This window comes from Nocardia mangyaensis, from assembly GCF_001886715.1.
Lineage (GTDB): Bacteria > Actinomycetota > Actinomycetes > Mycobacteriales > Mycobacteriaceae > Nocardia > Nocardia mangyaensis.
Genome location: NZ_CP018082.1, coordinates 1,411,758 through 1,429,158 on the forward strand (window position 1 = coordinate 1,411,758; position 17,401 = coordinate 1,429,158).

Annotated in this window: 17 protein-coding genes and 1 tRNA gene; 11 read left to right on the forward strand and 7 right to left on the reverse strand. The window is 67.0% G+C overall.

Annotated features, from left to right (window positions below; all coding sequences use genetic code 11):
* Both BOX37_RS06390 and BOX37_RS06395 read left to right on the forward strand, forming a co-directional pair.
* Entirely contained in the window at positions 1–438 is a 438-nt protein-coding gene (locus tag BOX37_RS06390; RefSeq protein WP_071926831.1) for a MerR family transcriptional regulator, read from the forward strand.
* A gap of 237 nt (positions 439–675) precedes the next feature.
* Positions 676–1,095, forward strand: coding sequence for a MerR family transcriptional regulator (locus BOX37_RS06395; RefSeq protein ID WP_071926832.1), 420 nt, complete (start codon positions 676–678; stop codon positions 1,093–1,095).
* A gap of 470 nt (positions 1,096–1,565) precedes the next feature.
* On the opposite strand, the gene BOX37_RS06400 is transcribed toward BOX37_RS06395, so the two are convergent.
* From BOX37_RS06400 to BOX37_RS06410, 3 genes are all read right to left on the reverse strand, one after another.
* On the reverse strand, positions 1,566–2,825 hold the full coding sequence (locus BOX37_RS06400; protein WP_240505240.1) for an MFS transporter: 1,260 nt from the start codon (positions 2,823–2,825) through the stop codon (positions 1,566–1,568).
* A gap of 69 nt (positions 2,826–2,894) precedes the next feature.
* Positions 2,895–4,070, reverse strand: a complete 1,176-nt coding sequence (locus tag BOX37_RS06405) for an NAD(P)/FAD-dependent oxidoreductase (RefSeq protein WP_071926834.1) — start codon at positions 4,068–4,070, stop codon at positions 2,895–2,897.
* A gap of 31 nt (positions 4,071–4,101) precedes the next feature.
* A complete protein-coding gene (locus BOX37_RS06410) occupies positions 4,102–4,449 on the reverse strand; it encodes a DsrE/DsrF/TusD sulfur relay family protein (RefSeq protein WP_071926835.1) in 348 nt (115 codons plus the stop codon).
* A 123-nt stretch (positions 4,450–4,572) separates the two neighbouring features.
* Here BOX37_RS06410 and BOX37_RS06415 point away from each other — a divergent pair, with 123 nt between their 5' ends.
* The gene (locus tag BOX37_RS06415; protein WP_071926836.1) at positions 4,573–5,250 is read left to right on the forward strand and encodes an ArsR/SmtB family transcription factor; all 678 of its coding nucleotides are present in this window, start codon (positions 4,573–4,575) and stop codon (positions 5,248–5,250) included.
* Between the two features lie 68 nt (positions 5,251–5,318).
* Entirely contained in the window at positions 5,319–6,236 is a 918-nt protein-coding gene (locus BOX37_RS06420; RefSeq protein ID WP_071926837.1) for an exodeoxyribonuclease III, read from the forward strand.
* On the opposite strand, the gene BOX37_RS33735 is transcribed toward BOX37_RS06420, so the two are convergent.
* Together BOX37_RS33735 and BOX37_RS06425 are read right to left on the reverse strand one after the other, a co-directional pair.
* Positions 6,185–6,571, reverse strand: coding sequence for a hypothetical protein (locus tag BOX37_RS33735; protein ID WP_156910288.1), 387 nt, complete (start codon positions 6,569–6,571; stop codon positions 6,185–6,187). The genes BOX37_RS06420 and BOX37_RS33735 overlap by 52 nt on opposite strands.
* A gap of 288 nt (positions 6,572–6,859) precedes the next feature.
* Entirely contained in the window at positions 6,860–7,462 is a 603-nt protein-coding gene (locus tag BOX37_RS06425) for a TetR/AcrR family transcriptional regulator (RefSeq protein ID WP_071926838.1), read from the reverse strand.
* A gap of 155 nt (positions 7,463–7,617) precedes the next feature.
* On the opposite strand from BOX37_RS06425, the gene BOX37_RS06430 reads away from it, so the two are divergent.
* Genes BOX37_RS06430 through BOX37_RS06440 form a run of 3 tightly spaced genes read left to right on the forward strand, consistent with a single transcriptional unit; the run spans position 7,618 to position 11,136 of the window.
* On the forward strand, positions 7,618–8,412 hold the full coding sequence (locus BOX37_RS06430; RefSeq protein WP_071931233.1) for an SDR family NAD(P)-dependent oxidoreductase: 795 nt from the start codon (positions 7,618–7,620) through the stop codon (positions 8,410–8,412).
* A 43-nt stretch (positions 8,413–8,455) separates the two neighbouring features.
* Positions 8,456–9,586, forward strand: coding sequence for a DUF5938 domain-containing protein (locus tag BOX37_RS06435; RefSeq protein ID WP_071926839.1), 1,131 nt, complete (start codon positions 8,456–8,458; stop codon positions 9,584–9,586).
* Positions 9,586–11,136, forward strand: a complete 1,551-nt coding sequence (locus BOX37_RS06440) for an acyl-CoA synthetase (RefSeq protein ID WP_071926840.1) — start codon at positions 9,586–9,588, stop codon at positions 11,134–11,136. Before BOX37_RS06435 ends, BOX37_RS06440 begins: the two co-directional genes overlap by 1 nt.
* Here the strand turns inward: BOX37_RS06440 and BOX37_RS36060 are convergent.
* Together BOX37_RS36060 and BOX37_RS06450 are read right to left on the reverse strand one after the other, a co-directional pair.
* Positions 11,099–11,527, reverse strand: coding sequence for a tyrosine-type recombinase/integrase (locus tag BOX37_RS36060; RefSeq protein ID WP_084759458.1), 429 nt, complete (start codon positions 11,525–11,527; stop codon positions 11,099–11,101). The two genes, BOX37_RS06440 and BOX37_RS36060, sit on opposite strands and share 38 nt — an antisense overlap.
* A 60-nt stretch (positions 11,528–11,587) precedes the next feature.
* Positions 11,588–11,661 (reverse strand) — tRNA-Arg (locus tag BOX37_RS06450).
* A gap of 135 nt (positions 11,662–11,796) precedes the next feature.
* On the opposite strand from BOX37_RS06450, the gene BOX37_RS06455 reads away from it, so the two are divergent.
* The 4 genes from BOX37_RS06455 (at position 11,797) to ettA (ending at position 17,275) form a co-directional block, all read left to right on the forward strand.
* The gene (locus tag BOX37_RS06455; RefSeq protein WP_071926842.1) at positions 11,797–13,863 is read left to right on the forward strand and encodes a bifunctional copper resistance protein CopD/cytochrome c oxidase assembly protein; all 2,067 of its coding nucleotides are present in this window, start codon (positions 11,797–11,799) and stop codon (positions 13,861–13,863) included.
* Positions 13,860–14,840: a serine/threonine dehydratase gene (locus BOX37_RS06460; RefSeq protein ID WP_240505241.1), complete on the forward strand. Its 981-nt coding sequence runs from the start codon at positions 13,860–13,862 to the stop codon at positions 14,838–14,840. Before BOX37_RS06455 ends, BOX37_RS06460 begins: the two co-directional genes overlap by 4 nt.
* A 122-nt stretch (positions 14,841–14,962) precedes the next feature.
* Positions 14,963–15,529, forward strand: coding sequence for a single-stranded DNA-binding protein (locus BOX37_RS33200; RefSeq protein WP_084759459.1), 567 nt, complete (start codon positions 14,963–14,965; stop codon positions 15,527–15,529).
* 69 nt (positions 15,530–15,598) lie between these two features.
* Positions 15,599–17,275 (forward strand): energy-dependent translational throttle protein EttA, encoded by a 1,677-nt coding sequence (gene ettA / locus BOX37_RS06470; protein WP_071926844.1) that lies wholly within the window; start codon positions 15,599–15,601, stop codon positions 17,273–17,275.
* The last annotated feature ends 126 nt before the right edge of the window (positions 17,276–17,401 follow it).

Consider the following 17,401-nt stretch of genomic DNA (forward strand, 5'->3'; position numbering starts at 1 on the left):
ATGACCGAGGACACCGCTCGCGCGCACCTGCAGATCGGCCAGGTCGCCGAACGAACGGAACTGTCGATCAAAACGATCCGGCACTACGACGAGGTCGGATTGGTGACGCCCTCGGCGCGCAGCGCGGGTGGATTCCGGCTCTACACCGACGACGACATCGAACGCCTCCTGGTGATCCGCCGGATGAAACCCCTGGGCTTCACCCTCGAACAGATGCGAGACCTGCTCGAGGCGTTGGAGGTCCTCGACGATCCCGCCGGTGCTCCCGAGCGGCGCGGCGAGGCGCGGGAGATCGTGGTCGCGTGCCGCACGATCGCGACACAGAACTGCGAGAGATTGCGGCGTCAGCTCGACTACGCGCAGGAGTTCACCGCGTTGCTCAGCGCGCGCGATGCCGACAGCCCGGCGGAGCCAGGGGCGAGGGTGACCGACGCGTGACCCCCGCCGCTTCCCGCGAATGTGCGTGCCCCGGAACGGATGCGTGGATGTCGATGCCGGCGGAATCCGCGTCGAAGACGATGTGAAGTCGACCGGCTCCTCGCCGACCCTGGAATTGCTGCCGGGCGGAGCTCCGGGGGCGTGCGGAGGTTAGGGTGAAATCCTTGTCGGCAGGAGACTGCGTACTGCCCTGTCGTGGCTCGCAGCCATTGCACGCCCGAAGTGTGGAGGTCGAACATGGGTGACGAGCAGAGTCGACACCTGCAGATCGGTGAGGTCGCCGCACGCACCGACCTGTCGATCCGCACTGTGCGCCACTACCATGACGTCGGCCTGGTCACTCCGTCGGAGCGGTCGGCGGGCGGTTTCCGGCTCTATACCGAGGCAGATGTTCAACGCCTGCTGGTGATTCGCAGGATGAAGCCGCTCGGATTCACTCTCGCGGAGATGAAAGAACTCCTGGAAGCGCTCGAAGTCCTGGCGGATTCGAACTCCAGCGCGGTGCTTCGCCGCCAGGCCGGCGCGACTCTCGATGTGCTGCGCGGCAAGGCGGAATCCAGCTGTGCGAATCTCCGCCGCCAGCTCGGCTGCGCCGAAGAACTCACCGAGCTGTTGACCACCCGCCTCGCCGCCGAGGATTCCTCGGCGACTCGCTGACCGACCGGTTCCAGCGGCGGCCGCTGTACCAGCGAGCATCGGCCGGGCCGAACACGCATCCGACATCGTCAGGGGCCATTGTGCCCTGATCGTCTGCCCGCGGCCCGCAGCGAGGCATTCTTCGCCAAAACGCCACTGACGTGCCCGGCTCCTATGAAGCTGCCGTGCGCTGGCACCAAGGCCTCGATGGCTGATCTCGGCAGGGTCGTGCCGGTGGCGTTGTCGCCGACCTCCGTGACGCCGTGATCGTGCGGTACCGTCCGACCTGGGCTCCCAGGTGCCTCCGAGATGGGTCGGCCAGGCCACTGGCTCGGTGTGAGGGCACTTTCTTGCCACATCGACCGTCTGGTCGAGGGGGAAAGCCACGGCCGACAGTGTGGTCGAAGGTGGTGGCGGCGCCTGGAGTTCGGTACTGGAAACTTTCGCCACGACCGCCCGAAACCAGCAGCTGACCGCACCCTTCGCCCTGTTCAGGTGGGGTGCCTGCCTGCGGTGAACGCGGCGACCGGCACGACCGCCAGCGCGAGGATGCCTCCGGCCAGGGCCAGAGTCGGGTAGCTGCTCGCGGCGACGATCAGCCCGGAGCCCATTCCGCCGGTCGCTCCGGCGATCGCGATGGAGACATCCACCGTCCCTTGGGTTTTCGCCCGGGTAGCCAACGGGACGGTATCGGTGATGATGGCGGTGCCCGCTACGAGCCCGAGGTTCCAGCCCAAACCCAGCAGCGCCAGCGCTACAGCGAGCAGCCCCACCGAATCGCCGGGGACCGAGGCCGCCAGCAGGCCCGCCGCCAGCAGCGTCATCCCGGACGCGGCGGCCACGGGCAGTCGTCCGTAGCGGTCAACCAGCCATCCGGTCACCGGTGAGGGCAGATACATCGCACCGACGTGGACAGCGATCACCACACCGGCAGCGGCGGTGCCATGTCCGTGGGCGAGCATGTGGACCGGCGTCATGGTCATGATTGCGACCATCACCAGCTGTGTGACGGCCATGACGAAACCACCTGCGGCGATGCCCTTGTCGATGCGTTTCACGATCGGAGAGGGCGTCTGTTCGGGGAGGTCGACGGCTTCGGTGGCGCCGATCTCGCGTGCCAGCAGCAGCGGGTCCGGGCGCAGCCACACTGCCAGCACGAGTGCGGCCAAGGCGTAGGCGAGCGCAGCGAGCAAGAACGGCCCGGCCAAGTACGGGATGCCGAGACCTTCGGCGAGGGAACCGGTCGGGGCGGCGAGATTGGGACCGACGACACCGCCGAGAGTGGTGGCGACCAGCACGGTCGATACCGCGCGTCCGCGGTGGGCCGGGTCGGCGAGGTCGGCTCCGGCGTAGCGGGCTTGCAGATTGGTGGCGGTACCCGCGCCGTAGACGAACAGCGCGAGGAACAACAGGATCGGAGTGTCCAGCGCGGCGGCGGCGATGACACCGAGGCTGCCGACCGCACCGGCGAGATATCCGGCAGCCAAACCCGGGCGGCGACCGCGCGCCTGGGACAGACGGCCCACCGCGACGGCAGCCACCGCGGACCCGGCGGTGAACAGGGCACTGGGGAGCCCCGACAGGCTGGTGGAGTCGAGCATGTCCTGGGCCAGCAGCGCGCCGACAGTGATACCTGCGGCCAGCCCGGCACCGCTGAGGATCTGCGCTGACACCAGAACCCGGAGCGCGGTCCGTTGTACCCGCGCGATCTCGGGAACATCGGAACCGGCAGTCGTTGCGCTGTGTGACACAGAGAGATTCTTTCGCTGAAGGTGCGGAAACCGGGCCACATCCATGCGCGGGTGTAGCCCGGGTGAAGTTCAGGATCGAATGTTCCAGCGTGCCAGCCAGTCTCGCTCCTGCCGCTGCTTTTCGTCGTGGTAGGCGGTCGAGGGTTCCCGCAGGCTCACCTGCGGTGTCGGTGGGGTCAGGAAGTTGCCTTCGCCCTTGGCGGCCAGGCCGGCGCCGAGTTCGACGTAGCAGGCGCCCTCGCCGGTGAACCGGGTGTCGGGGACGTCATAGCCGAGGTAGCGGGCGATCTGGTGTGCGGCGACCTCGCCCTCGGCTTCGGCGAAGATCGCGGCCTTGGGTAGCGGCTTGCCGTTGGGCAGCGGCAGCGCGGTGGCGTCTCCGACCGCGAACACTCCCGGCGCGGTGGTGGCCAGCGTGGCGGGGTCGACCGGAATCCAGCCGTTGGGGCCCAGTCCGGTCGAGGCCGCGGCGGCATTGGGCGAGTGTGGCGGCACCACGGCGAGCAGATCGAAGGCTTCGGTGGTGCCGTCGCCGAAGTCGACCGTCCGGGCCTTCGGGTCGATGCCGGTGGCGGACTTGCCTCCGTGGAACCCGATGCCCTTGGCTCGCATCATCTCCACAAGCGCGTTGCCCACCGCGGGCCCGGCGACCGGCATCGGTAGTGGATCGGGGGTGAAAGCATCCACCGTCACCGCACCGGTGGTGAGCTTCTGCCCGAGTTGGTCGGCGAGCAGGAACGCGGCTTCGAACGGTGCGGCCGGGCATTTGAACGGCACCGCCGCCACCAGCACCGCCACTCGGCCGGACTCCAGCGCTTCCACCTGGAGGTGCAAGTCGAGGGCTCCGTCGACGGTGTAGAACTGCCCCGCCACCCCGGCATCGAAGGCATCCGCCAAGCCGGGCAGCCGGGCAATGTTCAGGTTCGCGCCGAGCGCGATGACCAGGGCGTCGTAGCCGATCGTTCCCGCCGCGCCGAGGTCGATGGTTCGCGTCTCGAGGTCGATGCGTTCCACCTGCCCGGTAATCATGTCGACCCCCGGTAATGCGGTTGGCGTCGGCCGCACGGCGACCTGTTCGGGGGTGCGCCAGCCACGCAGGACCCACAGCAGCGAAAGCCCCGAACTGCCCTCGAAACTGCGGTCGATCAGCACGACCCGATCTTCGGTGGGCAGGACTTTACGTAGTTCGGCGGCGGCGGTCAGCCCGCCTACGCCCGCACCGACCACGGCGACGGTTTTGCTCATGGCTTGTGGTTCCTTTGCTGCTGGAGGGGTTCTAGACGTTGATGACCTGGTCGGCCCAGGTGGTCCAGTCGGCCAGCTCGGCCATCGAGGAGCGGTGTGCGCCGTCGACGAGCTGGTCCTCGCCCATTCCACGGGCGTCCATGCAGGCTCCGCAGTTGCCGATCTCGCCGCCGTTGTCGGTGAGCGCGGTCGTCATCTTCGCCAGGTTGTAGAAGCCGTGGGGGACCTTCTGCCCAGCGGTGACGGAGATGACCGCATCGGCGAAGTTGAACACTCGCACCTGATGTCCGGCTTCGAGCATCTGCCGCGCCCAGCGGATGCCGTTGTAGGTACGTTCGGTGCCATAGGGCGGGTCGTGCAGGACGAAGAGGTAGTTCACGCGTTCTCCCGGATGGGGCGGCTCCCGCGTGGCGGGACGTGGTGGCGAATACAATCGCCCTATCTGATGTTGTTCCAAGGAACTATGGAATAAGCTATTCCAAAGAGTATTGGAGAAGCAAGCGTGAGTGAGCAGATCGGCCGCAAAGCCGCCCTCTTCGACGAGATCGCCCGCGTCGGCAAGGCCCTGGGCAACGGCCGCCGACTGCAGATCCTCGATCTGCTCGCCCAGGGTGAGCGGACCGTCGAGGCGATCGCCACCGCGACCGGCATGAACCTGACCACCGCCTCGGCCAACCTGCAATCACTGAAGTCCGGTGGGCTGGTCCAGGCCCGACGCGAGGGCACTCGCCAGTACTACGGGCTCGCCGGCACCGACGTAGCTCGCCTTTTCGCGCTGGTGCAGACGGTTGCCGAAGCTCACCTGGCCGACGTCGCTGTCGCCGCTGCCGCCGTACTCGGCGCACCCGAAGACGCCATCACTCGCGAAGAACTCATCCGCCGCCGTGACGCCGGAGAAATCACGCTGATCGACGTCCGCCCGCACGAGGAATACAACGCCGGGCACATCCCGGGCGCCATCAACGTCCCCCTCGCCGAACTCGCCGACCGACTCGCCGAATTCCCCACCGACCGTGCGGTCGTCGCCTACTGCCGCGGCGCCTTTTGCGTCATGGCACCGGATGCGATCCGCATCGGACACCAAGCAGGACGCGACGTGAAACGCCTGGACGAAGGAATGCTGGAATGGACGCTGGCAGGGCTGCCTGTCGAGGGCTCCGCCGCGAGATCCCGACAATGACTCCGCTGGACTGTCGCTTACTGGAGCTGCCCGGGCGGGAGGCAGGGCGCCTCCGGCACAGTATTGCCATGGGTTCGTCGGTCGCTGACTCTTTCACTGTCGCCACATTCAACGTCAACGGAATCCGTGCGGCACGTCGTCGTGGATTCGACCGGTGGTTGCGGACGCGGTCGGTCGATGTGGTCGCGCTGCAGGAGCTGCGTTGTCCCGCAGCCGATGTGGGAACCTTCCCGGGCTATTCGGCGGCAGTGGACGTCGGTTCCGTGGCCGGTCGTAACGGTGTGGCCGTCTTGACCAGGGTTCCCGCCGCTGCTGTACGGACGTGGGTGACCCACCCGCCCAGGGCCCGCGGACTCGCTGAGTTCGCTACACAGGGACGCTATATCGAGGTCGACCTGGCCGACCGACCGGTGACGGTGGCCTGTCTCTATCTCCCCAAGGGTGGTCTGCCCGCGCACCTCCAGCGCCCGGGCTCGATGCGCGAACAGCCCGACGGTGGGGCCAAGTACGAACGCAAGCGGAGGTTCCTCGCGGCGTTCGCCCGCGAAGTGCACCGGAACCGGCTCGCGGCGCTGAGCGTCGGACGCGAGTTCGTCCTCACCGGGGATCTGAACATCGCCCACACTCGGCACGATGTGACCAACTGGCGTGCTGCCCGCACGATGGACGGCTTCCTGCCTGTCGACCGCGAGTGGTTCAGTTCGATTCTGGGCACGCGCCGGCTCGTCGACGTGGTGCGTCAGGTGCACGGCGATCGCCCGGGTCCACTCACCTGGTGGAGTTGGGCGGGTCAATCGTTCGCCAAGGATGTGGGTTGGCGAGTAGACCACCAACTCGCGACACCCGGTCTCGCCCGCCTCGCGTCGGCCGTTGTCGTGGGCAAGGAACCGTCGCCCGCCGAGCGGCTCTCCGATCACGCGCCCCTCGTGGTGACCTACTCGGCGATGCCTTGTTCGCCCGTTCCGATCGCGGAACACCGCGCGTGACTCAGCTCGGATCGGCCAGGTCCAGCCGAATACCTTCGAATCAAGCCAATCAGAATACGGCGATCTTGGACATTGCCGTGAAGTCGTCGATCCGGCGGCCTTCGCGATCGAGCAGTACTTCCCCAGTACTCTTCGATCCCGGCCTCGGCGTAGCGCGCCTGTTTTGTCAGCATCTGGCTGATGTGGTTGGACGGGGAGAGCGCTTCGCCGACGATGACGACGTCCTCGGCGAAGATCGGCGTCCACGGCTCGTCAGGGCAGTGATAGGCCAGGAAATCCAGGGTGAGGAGATCATCCTTGGCGCGGCTCAGGAAGACATTGGTCTCGGTGTCCACCTGCCAGCATTCACCGGAACGGGCTTTCATGCTGCGTCGCGCGGCGTTCTCCAGTGCGTTGCGCAGGCGAGTAGCGAAGCGGGAACTCCGTCGACGGGTTCGACACTGTCAGGGTGGCGCCGCCCGAACAGTGGCGGCGTGATCTGGTGAATCCGGCGACGTCACCACAGCTGGGTCGGCACCGTGGGCGCACGCTGGGGTTCCCCACTTCCGAACACTTCAGCCGGGTGTTCCGGTGCACGCTCAGAATGTCGCCCAGCGAATACCGCTGAGCACAGATCGCCGCAGCTACCGAGCGAGCATGAGCGGCATGACCTGATGCACCTGGGCGTCGAGTACCGCGAGCGCCTGTTCGTCGCCCGAGAGGTAGCTGAGCAACGCCTGCTGGAACAGGCCGTCGAGTGTGCCGTACGCGGTGTTCGGGGTGAGTGACGGCTCGGTGCCGCACAACTCGGCGTATCGGGTGACGACCTGCCAGACCATGTCCTCGAGGGTGCGATCGATCTGACCGACCGACTCGCGCAAGCTCTCCTCGAACATGCTCTGCGAGCGCAGGTCGTACCAGAGCCGATGCATCGGAGCCTCCTCGACAATGGTCTCGCGCAGCTTGCCGGTGAAGCCGTCCAGTAGGTCCTGCGGCGAGGCGGAGTCGGCGACCACGCCGTCGTAGCGGGTCACGCAGGTCTCTTTGAACCGCTTCACGCAGTACAGGATCAGCTGGAGCTTGTCATTGAAGTAGTAGTGCACCACACCGTGGGAGAACTCGGAGTTGTTGGCGATCTCCCGCAGCGACGACTTCGCGTAGCCGATTTCGCCGAGCGTGCGCAGCGCGGAGTCGGCGAGTGCACGACGGCGTGCGTCGTGCTTGTCGATTGGGTTGGCTCGCGGCATGCACGGTCCTCTTCAGTCGGACGTTGACGGCCCAAGCGTACCGAAATTCTTGACGGCTGGACAACGGAAACTTGACAGTTGCCAAGCAAACTCTTGACAACTGTATAGAATCGAGGGACCGTGTGATCGTCATCACTCGCGATGAAGGAGATCGAATGACCCACATGGACCTGACCGGACGCACCGCACTCGTCACCGGCGGTGCACAAGGGCTCGGCGAGGGCATGGCCCGTGCGCTGGCTCAGGCCGGTGCGAAAGTCGTCATCGCCGACATAAAGGACGATGCCGGCATCGAGCTCGCTGAAGCACTCGGCGAAGGCCACGGCTTTGTGCACCTCGACGTCACCGACGACGCGGCCTGGAGCACCGCCTTGGCCGCGGCCGTCGAACAACTGGGCGGACTGGACATTCTCGTCAACAACGCCGGCGTGGAGATCACCAGCCTGCTGATCGACCTTGACCCTGGCGATGCCCGAAAGATGCTCGATATCAACGTGATCGGCACCGCGCTCGGCATCAAGCACGCGTTCCGCACCATGCGCCCCGGCGGCGCGGCAGGTAACGGTGGGACCGTCATCAATATCGCTTCGGTCGCCGCGACCATCGCCTTCCCGGCAATCTCGATCTATTCGGCCAGCAAGTCAGCCGTGGACCGGCTCACCCGGGTCGCGTCGATGGAGAGCGGCAAGCTCGGCTACGGCGTCCGGGTGAACTGCCTCTACCCCGGCCTGGTGCCGAACCACATGGGCGCCGCCCTGGCCGAGGACGTGGCACGGATCGGCCTGTTCGCCACACCAGAGGAAGCGGTGAACGCCGTAGTCGGGCTCACCCCGTCCGGACGGCTCGCTTCGACTGAGGACATCGCGGACGCGGTGGTGTTCCTCGCCTCCGACACCTCTGCCTTCATCAACGGCGCCGGGCTTCCGGTCGACGGCGGCATGGGTATGTGAACCCGATCCCACCCGAAACCACAGAACAGAGAAGAGATCAACCATGACCACCAAGCCCGTCGTCGTCTATGGAGCCTCCGGCTACACCGGTCGTCTGGTGTGCGAGTACCTGCGCGAGTACGGCATTCCCTTTGTTGCTGCCGGCCGTGACGGTGAGAAAACCAAGCGGTCGATGGAATCCCACGTGCCTGGTATCGAGACCGCCGACTACGAAATCGCCGAGGTCAACCACGATGCGGAGTCCCTGACCGAGCTTTTCGGTGGTGCATCAGTCGTGTGCAACACCGTTGGCCCGTTCAGCACGTATGGGGCAGCAGTGGTCGAGGCATGCCTCGCGACCGGTGCGCACTACCTCGACACTACCGGCGAGCAGGACTGGCTCATCACCTGTGACGAGACCTACGGCGCGGACTTCGCCGCAGCGGGCCTGCTGCTGGGACCGGGTCTCGCGCATATGTACACCACCGGCGAGATCGCCGCCGAGCTGTGCCTGGAGCAGCCCGGCCTCGATACCCTCGATATCGCCGTGTTCTGGGGCGGTTCCCCGACGATCGCCTCGACCCGCACCATCCTGGTGAACGCGGCGACCTCGCGTGCGCACTACCTGGCGCAGAACACCTACGTCGAGTTCGACCCCAACCAGGGTCTGGTTCCGCTGGTCGTTCCCGGCCAGCACGAACTCGCCACGTCACTGCCGTGGGGCGGCACCTCGCACCCCGTGTGGTACCGGAAAGATCCACGAGTGGCCAACTGCAAGGCTCAGGGCGGCGTCTTCGATGCCGCCCTGATGAACGGCGTACCGCAGATCGTGGCGCAGGCGATCGAGGCGACCAAAGACATGGACCCCGACTCCCGTGACGAGGCGCTCACCGCCGCCGCCGCACAGGTCATGAATCAGATGCCACCACGGGAGAATCCGCGCCTGAACAAGTCGCTGGATTCCGTGCACGCCTCCGGCCCGCTCGGTCGTGCGCACTGTGTCATCCACGGCAACCAGAACTACAAGCAGACCGGCCTCCTGCAAGCCTTCGCCGCATCCTGGCTGCTTCAGCAGGCGCCCAAGAGAACTGGGTTCGCATCCGGCTGCCAGGCATTCGGGCACCGCGAACTGCTGGGCCAGCTGCGCGCGTTCGGCCTGGTGGCCGAACCGATCCTGACTTTCCAGGGCAACTGATGCGGCTCGTCGACTATTTGGACAAAGGGGCGTCGCTAGACCCTGGCGCCCCCTGTCTGGTCTGTGACGGACAAACCGCAACCTACGCCGAGGTGCAGGAACTCAGCGGCCGGATCGCCGCTGGCCTGGCTGCCCACGGTGTCGCGCCGGGCGACAAGATCGCGGTCCTGTCGGCCAACGACCCGACCGCGTTCACCTGTGTCTTCGGGATCAGCCGCGCCGGTGCGGTCTGGTGCCCGGTCAATCCGCGGAACGCAGCGGCCGAGAATCGGGAGCTGCTCGACCTTTTCGAATGCTCGGTGCTGTTCTTCCAGGCGTCGTTCGCACCGCTGGTGCAAGAGATCCGACACACGTTGCCGCGGCTGCGCACACTGGTGTGTTTCGACGGCGAGCCGGAGTTCGCGGTCCACTGGCAGGACTTCCTCGCCGGGGACGTCGAGCCGGTCGACCGCCACGCCCCCGAGGACCTCGCGCTGATCGCCGGCACCGGCGGAACGACCGGGCGTCCCAAGGGCGTAATGCTCACCGGCGCCAATATCGAGGCAATGACAGCGATCACCCTGATGAGCTACCCCTGGCCGGTGGACGGCACCCGACCGGCCTATCTGGCCTTGGCTCCGCTCACCCACGCCGCCGGAGTGCTCTGCTTCCCGGTGCTGTGCCACGGCGGATCGATCGTCGTCATGCGCACGCCGGACATCGCAAGCTTCCTCGACAACATCGAAACCCATCACATAACCCACACATTTCTTCCGCCGACACTGATCTACATGGTTCTGGACCATCCGTCGCTCGACGGCCGGGACCTGTCGTCGCTGCGATGCTTCTGGTACGGGGCAGCACCCATGTCGGCGGCGCGGCTGGAAGCGGCGTTGACACGCATCGGTCCGGTGATGGCACAGCTGTTCGGGCAGACCGAAGCGCCGATGATGATTGCCACCATGGCCCCGCACGATCATTTCACCGACGACGGAACGATCGCCCGCGCACGCCTGTCGTCCGCGGGGCGACCCGCACCCCTGGTGACGGTCGCCATCATGGCCAAGGACGGGCGCCTGCTGCCCTGCGGCGAGCGCGGTGAGATCGTGGTCCGAGGATCTCTGGTCATGCGTGGCTACTACAACAACCACGCGGCCACGGCAGAAGCATCAGCGGGGGGCTGGCATCACACCGGGGACATCGGCTACCTCGACCGGGACGGCTACCTCTTCATCGTGGACCGGGCCAAGGACATGGTGATCACCGGCGGGTTCAACGTTTACTCGACCGAAGTCGAACAAGCACTCATGGCGCACCCGGCGATAGCCGACTGCGCGGTGATCGGGCTACCCGATGACAAATGGGGCGAGCGATTGACCGCCGTTCTCGAGTTGCGGCCGGGCACCACCACGGATCCGGCTGAAATGACAGCGTTCGTCAAGTCGCACCTCGGCAGCGTGAAAACGCCCAAGCAGATCGAAGTCTGGCCAGAACTGCCTCGATCAAGGATCGGCAAGGTCCTCAAGGCGGAGATCAGAAAGCAGCTGCTCGAACTCGACCGACCGCAATAGTTCGTGGGGCGAGTCGGGGTAGACGCGGAGATCGACGTGCGCGGGCCCGTAGGTACCGTCGGAGCGTGGTGCGCGTCCTGTCGCCGAGCGGGAGTGTCCGCGGGCGGCGCCCTTTTCCGAGAACCAGGACGGTGTTCTCGGCGAAGTCGAGGGCTTCGACGTCCAGCGGTGCGATCTCGCCGATTCGCGGACCGGCGTCGACCATGAGCCCGATGATCGCCGAGTCGCGCCGATCTTCGAAGGCTGTGCCTTCGCAGTCGGCGAGGACCTTCCGCCGTGCTTCCATCGGCGGAACTGGGATCTTCTTCTCGGGCACTGTCGGGGAGTCATCTACGTGAACGGGTCGGCCGCCAGCAGCTCTTCTGCCTCGAGGTCCTGAGTGGGCGAGCATTGTGCTTGGTGGGCAGCTCCGCCTCTGACCTGCCTAATTTGCAGGTCAGAGGCGGTTTTGCGCCCCCGGCAGGAATCGAACCTGCGACCTAGGGATTAGAAGGCCCTTGCTCTATCCAACTGAGCTACGGAGGCAGTCGCATTCACCTTGGCCGAACTCGGCCGTGGTGTCCAGCTCGGAAAGTATAGCGATCGACCAGATCAGGATCTGGGATCGGGAGCGATGCCCCATCGGGGCGTGCGCGGGCACGTCGAACTACCCTCGTTGGCATGTCGTTATCGCAGGACCCCTCCGCTGGACCCGCCGTCGACGGCGCGCCACCGGTGGAATCGGGTCGGTCTGCGTCGGCGGGAAACGCTTCGTCGTTCGGTGTGCTCAGTGTCGTCGCGGGGGCGATGGCCGCGATGGTGGCTGCTCTCGTGGTCGGGTTGTCGGCGGCGCAAGCGCTCAGTCTGCTGGGCATACCCGATCCGGGGCCGTTGACAACATATGGACTGCCTGCGGTGCGCGCGGTGGCCGATTTGGCCGCGGCGGTGACGGTCGGCTCCCTGTTGTTCGCCGCGTTCCTGCTGCCCCCGCGCGACAGCGGGCTGCTCGAGGCGGGCGGATATCGGGCGGTGCGCCGCGCCGGTGACGCCGCGCTGGTCTGGGCGGGGTGCGCGGTGCTGCTGGTGCCGTTGACCGTGTCGGACACGACCGGGCAGTCGGTGTCGGCCATGTGGCGGCCCGAGGTGCTGTGGCCGGTCATCGACCAGGTCGAGGTGGCCGGGGCTTGGCGCACGACAGCGCTGCTGGCGTTGATCGTGGCGATTGGGTGCCGGCTCGCGCTGCGCTGGGGCTGGACGCCGCTGCTGCTGGCGGGCGCGCTGATCACCATGATGCCGCTGGCACTGACCGGGCATTCATCCTCCGGCGGATCCCATGACGTAGCGACGAACTCGCTGATCCTGCACATGGTGTCGGCCGCGGTGTGGGTGGGCGGTCTGGTCGCGGTGCTCGCGCACGCGTTGCGCGATGGCACGGACACCGATGTCGCCGCGCGTCGATTCTCGATCGCGGCGACCGTCTCGATCGCCGTGATCGCGGCGAGCGGCGTGGTCAACGCCTGGGTGCGGGTGCCGTTCGCGGAGCTGTTCACCACCACCTACGGCAAGCTCGTCCTCGCCAAGGCAGCCGCGCTGCTCATCCTCGGCGCCCTCGGTTACCTACAGCGACGAGCCGCGCTGCCCGCCCTGGCGGCCGACCCGCGCGATCGCGGTGCGCTGATCCGCTTCGCCGGGGTGGAGATGCTGCTGTTCGCGGCAACCATCGGGCTGGCCGTGGGTCTGGGCCGCACTCCGCCGCCGCCGCCGACGTCGATTCCGACGCCGGTCGAGGTGGAACTGGGCTACACCCTCGCCGGGCCGCCCACGATGAGCCGGCTGCTGTTCGACTGGCGTTTCGACCTGATCTTCGGCACCTTGGCGATCGTGCTCGCCGTGCTGTATCTGCTCGGTGTCCGCCGGTTGCGCAAGCGCGGAGATGCCTGGCCGGTGGGTCGCACCATCGCCTGGCTCAGTGGCTGCGTGGTGTTGTTGCTCGCCACGTCCTCGGGGGTCGGCCGGTACTCGCCCGCCATGTTCAGCGTGCACATGGGCGCGCACATGGCGCTGTCGATGCTGGCGCCGATTCTGTTCGCGCTCGGTGGCGCGGTGACGCTGGCCCTGCGCGCGCTACCGCCCGCCGGCCGCGAGGGAGTGCCCGGACCGCGCGAGTGGATCCTGGCCGCGGTGCACAACCCGGTCTCGCGGTTCCTCACCCAGCCGGTGGTGGCCTCGGTGATCTTCGTCGCCGGGTTCTACGCGCTGTACCTGGGCGGGATCTTCGACGCCTATGTCGACTCGCACGCCGCCCACCTGATGATGAACACGCACTTCCTGCTCAGCGGCTACCTGTTCTACTGGGTCGTGATCGGGATCGATCCCAAGCCGCGCGAGGTGGCGCCGCTGACCAAGCTGGCGATGGTGTTCGGCACACTGCCGTTCCACGCGTTCTTCGGCATCGCGCTGATGTCGATGACCACGGTCCTCGGCGGTTGGTTCTACCGCACGCTCGGCCTCGGCTGGAACATCGATCTGCTGGCCGACCAGCGCAACGGGGGCAGTTTCGCCTGGGCCAGCGGTGAAGTGCCGCTGGTCGTGGTGATGCTGGCCCTGCTGATCCAGTGGTCGCGCAGCGATCGGCGACTGGCCAAGCGCACCGACCGGGCCGCCGACCGCGACAACGACGCCGACCTGACCGCCTACAACGCGATGTACGCCGAGCTGGCGCGTCGTGATGGCGAGGTACGCCGGTGAGCGGATCCGGTGTGCCGGTAGATGCGGAATCGACCGAGCGCGCGAGACCTCAGCGTGTGCTGCGCACCGATGTGCGCGTCGCGCGACGCAGGCTGGCCGGTCGGGCGCGCAAGACGCCGGTGTTCCACACCAGTGTCGACGGGCCCGACGGGCCGGTGCCGGTTTCGCTGAAACTGGAGTTCCTGCAGCACGGCGGCACTTTCAAGGTGCGCGGCGCGCTCAACGCCCTGCTGGCCGCCGACGAGGGCGCCGACCATGTGGTGGTCGCCTCCGGCGGCAATGCCGGGATCGCGGTCGCGCTGGCCGCCGCCCAGCTGGGCAAGGCGTGCACGGTGGTGGTGCCCGAGTCAGCGCCGCATACCAAGGTGGCCGCGATGTGGGCGCACGGTGCGGAGGTGCTGTGGCACGGCACCAGTTATGCCGAAGCTCAGCGGCGGGCGCTGACGCTGGCCGCGGAACGCGGTGCCGAACATCTGCACGCTTACGACATGCCCGCTGTGGTGGCCGGCGCCGGGGTGATCGGCCTCGAGCTGGAAGAACAGGTGCGTGGTCGGCCACCGGTGCTGGTCGCGGTCGGTGGCGGGGGCCTGATCGCCGGGCTCGGCGCGGCGCTGGGCAGGCGCAGGCAGATCATCGGCATCGAATCCGAGCACACCCCGGTGCTCTCGGCCGCGCTCGCGGCGGGCGCACCGGTCGATGTCAGCGGGCAGTCGCGGAGCACCGAACTGCTGTGCGCGACCAGGATCGGCGACATCGCCTTCGACATCGCCCAGCGTCAGCGGATGACCGCGCTGTCGGTCGCCGACGCCGCGATCGCCGCGGCCCGCACGTACCTGTGGCGCGAATTCCGGGTGGTCGTCGAGCTGGAGGGCGCCGCTGCGCTGGCCGCGGTCCAGAGCGGGGCCTACGTTCCGGCGCCGGGGGAGCGGCCGATTGTCGTGCTGTGCGGGGCGAACACCGAGCTCCCCGCGCTCTGACACGGGCGATGTCCACAACCGCCGAATCTATCCACAGATCCCGTTCTCGTTGCCCGGAAGCCACTTCGACAGGTCATTGTGGAGTGGACAGAGCAGCAATTCACCGAGCGGGGGAGTTACTGATGTACGAGGCACATACGACGGTGGTCGGAACCGTGGTCACGCATCCGGTCCGACGTGACCTGGCCAACGGCGAGCAGATGGTGACCTTCCGGATGGCGAGCAATGCGCGTCGATTCGATCCCGGTGCGGGGGAGTGGGTCGACAACGGAAATCTCTACCTCACGGTGAGCTGCTGGCGCAGGTTGGTGACGGGGGTGGACCGATCTCTGCATCGGGGCGACCCGGTGATCGCCTACGGACAACTGCGCTCGCACGAGTACCGCGCCAAGGACGGCGCCGAACGCCGGGATCTGGAGATGCGCGCGGTCGCGGTGGGGCCCGACCTGGGCCGATGCACTGCGACGGTGGTGCGCCGCTCGGACGGCCCGCGCACGGCACCGCACGGGGTGGTTCGGAATATCTCCGACCGCCGCGGCGCTGCACAGCCCGAGTCCGCCCACGACGTGGCCGAGTATGCACCGCCCGTACTCACTGCCGTAGCCTCTACGACCGCGGCGGATTCCCTCCCGGCGCGATCGCCGGATGCGGTGCCGAGCACCACGACAACCGAGCAGGTCGACGCCTGAGGGTCGTCTCCGCGGCATCCGCCCCTTCCGCATTTCACCCCCGTTTCCCCCACCGATAGGCTTCCGCGTATGGCTGAGTTCATTTATCAGATGATCAAGGTTCGCAAGGCGCACGGCGACAAAGTCATCCTCGACGACGTGTACCTGAACTTCCTTCCCGGCGCCAAGATCGGTGTGGTCGGCCCGAACGGCGCGGGTAAGTCCAGCGTCCTCAAGATCATGGCGGGACTGGACCGGCCGAACAACGGTGAGGCGTTCATCGCGCCGGGCGCCACGGTCGGCATCCTGCAGCAGGAACCGCCGCTCAACGAGGAGAAGACCGTCCGCGGCAACGTGGAGGAGGGCCTCGGCGAGGTCAAGGTGAAGCTGGATCGCTTCAACGAGATCGCTGAACTGATGGCCACCGACTACTCCGACGAGCTCATGGATGAGATGGGCCAGCTGCAGGAGTTCCTCGACCACGCCGACGCCTGGGATGTCGACTCCCAGCTCGAGCAGGCCATGGACGCGCTGCGCTGCCCGCCGCCGGACGAGCCGGTCACCAACCTCTCCGGTGGTGAGCGTCGCCGCGTCGCGCTGTGCAAGCTGCTGCTCAGCAAGCCGGACCTGCTGCTGCTCGACGAGCCGACCAACCACCTCGACGCGGAGAGCGTGCTGTGGCTCGAGCAGCACCTGGCCGCCTACCCGGGCGCCGTGCTGGCCGTCACCCACGATCGGTACTTCCTCGACAACGTCGCCGAGTGGATCCTGGAGCTGGACCGCGGTCGCGCGATCGGATACGAGGGCAACTACTCCACCTACCTGGAGAAGAAGGCGCAGCGGCTCGAGGTCCAGGGCAAGAAGGACCAGAAGCTGCAGAAGCGGCTCAAGGAGGAGCTGGCCTGGGTGCGTTCCGGCGCCAAGGCTCGTCAAGCCAAGAACAAGGCTCGCCTCGGCCGCTACGAGGAGATGGCCGCCGAGGCCGAGAAGCACCGCAAGTTGGACTTCGAGGAGATCCAGATTCCCGCGGGTCCGCGCCTGGGCGACGTCGTCGTCAACGTGTCGCACCTGGACAAGGGCTTCGGCGATCGTCAGCTGATCAAGGATCTGTCGTTCACGCTGCCGCGCAACGGCATCGTCGGTGTCATCGGCCCCAACGGTGTCGGAAAGACCACGCTGTTCAAGACCATCGTCGGGCTCGAGTCGGCCGACAGTGGTGAGGTAAAAGTCGGCGAGACCGTCAAGCTCAGCTACGTCGACCAGAACCGTGGCGGTATCGACCCGAAGAAGAACGTCTGGCAGGTCGTCTCCGAGGGCATGGACTTCATCCAGGTCGGCAACCAGGAGATGCCCTCGCGCGCCTACGTCAGCGCGTTCGGCTTCAAGGGGCCGGACCAGCAGAAGCCGGCCGGGGTGCTCTCCGGTGGTGAGCGCAACCGCCTGAACCTGGCGCTGACCCTCAAGGAGGGTGGCAACCTGATCCTGCTCGACGAGCCGACCAACGACCTCGATGTCGAGACCCTGAGCTCGCTGGAGAACGCGCTCGAGCAGTTCCCCGGCTGCGCCGTCGTGATCTCCCACGATCGCTGGTTCCTCGACCGCACCTGCACCCACATTCTGGCGTGGGAGGGCGACAACGACAACGACGCCAAGTGGTTCTGGTTCGAGGGCAACTTCGAGGCCTACGAGGCGAACAAGGTCGAGCGGCTCGGCGCCGAAGCCGCACGCCCGCACCGGGTTACGCACCGCAAACTGACCCGCGACTGATTCGCGCGGTCGGTGACGACGGCCCTGCAGGACGATCGATGGACACGGTCGACCTGCCGGGCCGTCGGCGTTTCACAAGTTACCGGTGCGGCAAGCGGAAATTCCCTGAGCATGTCCGAGTACCCC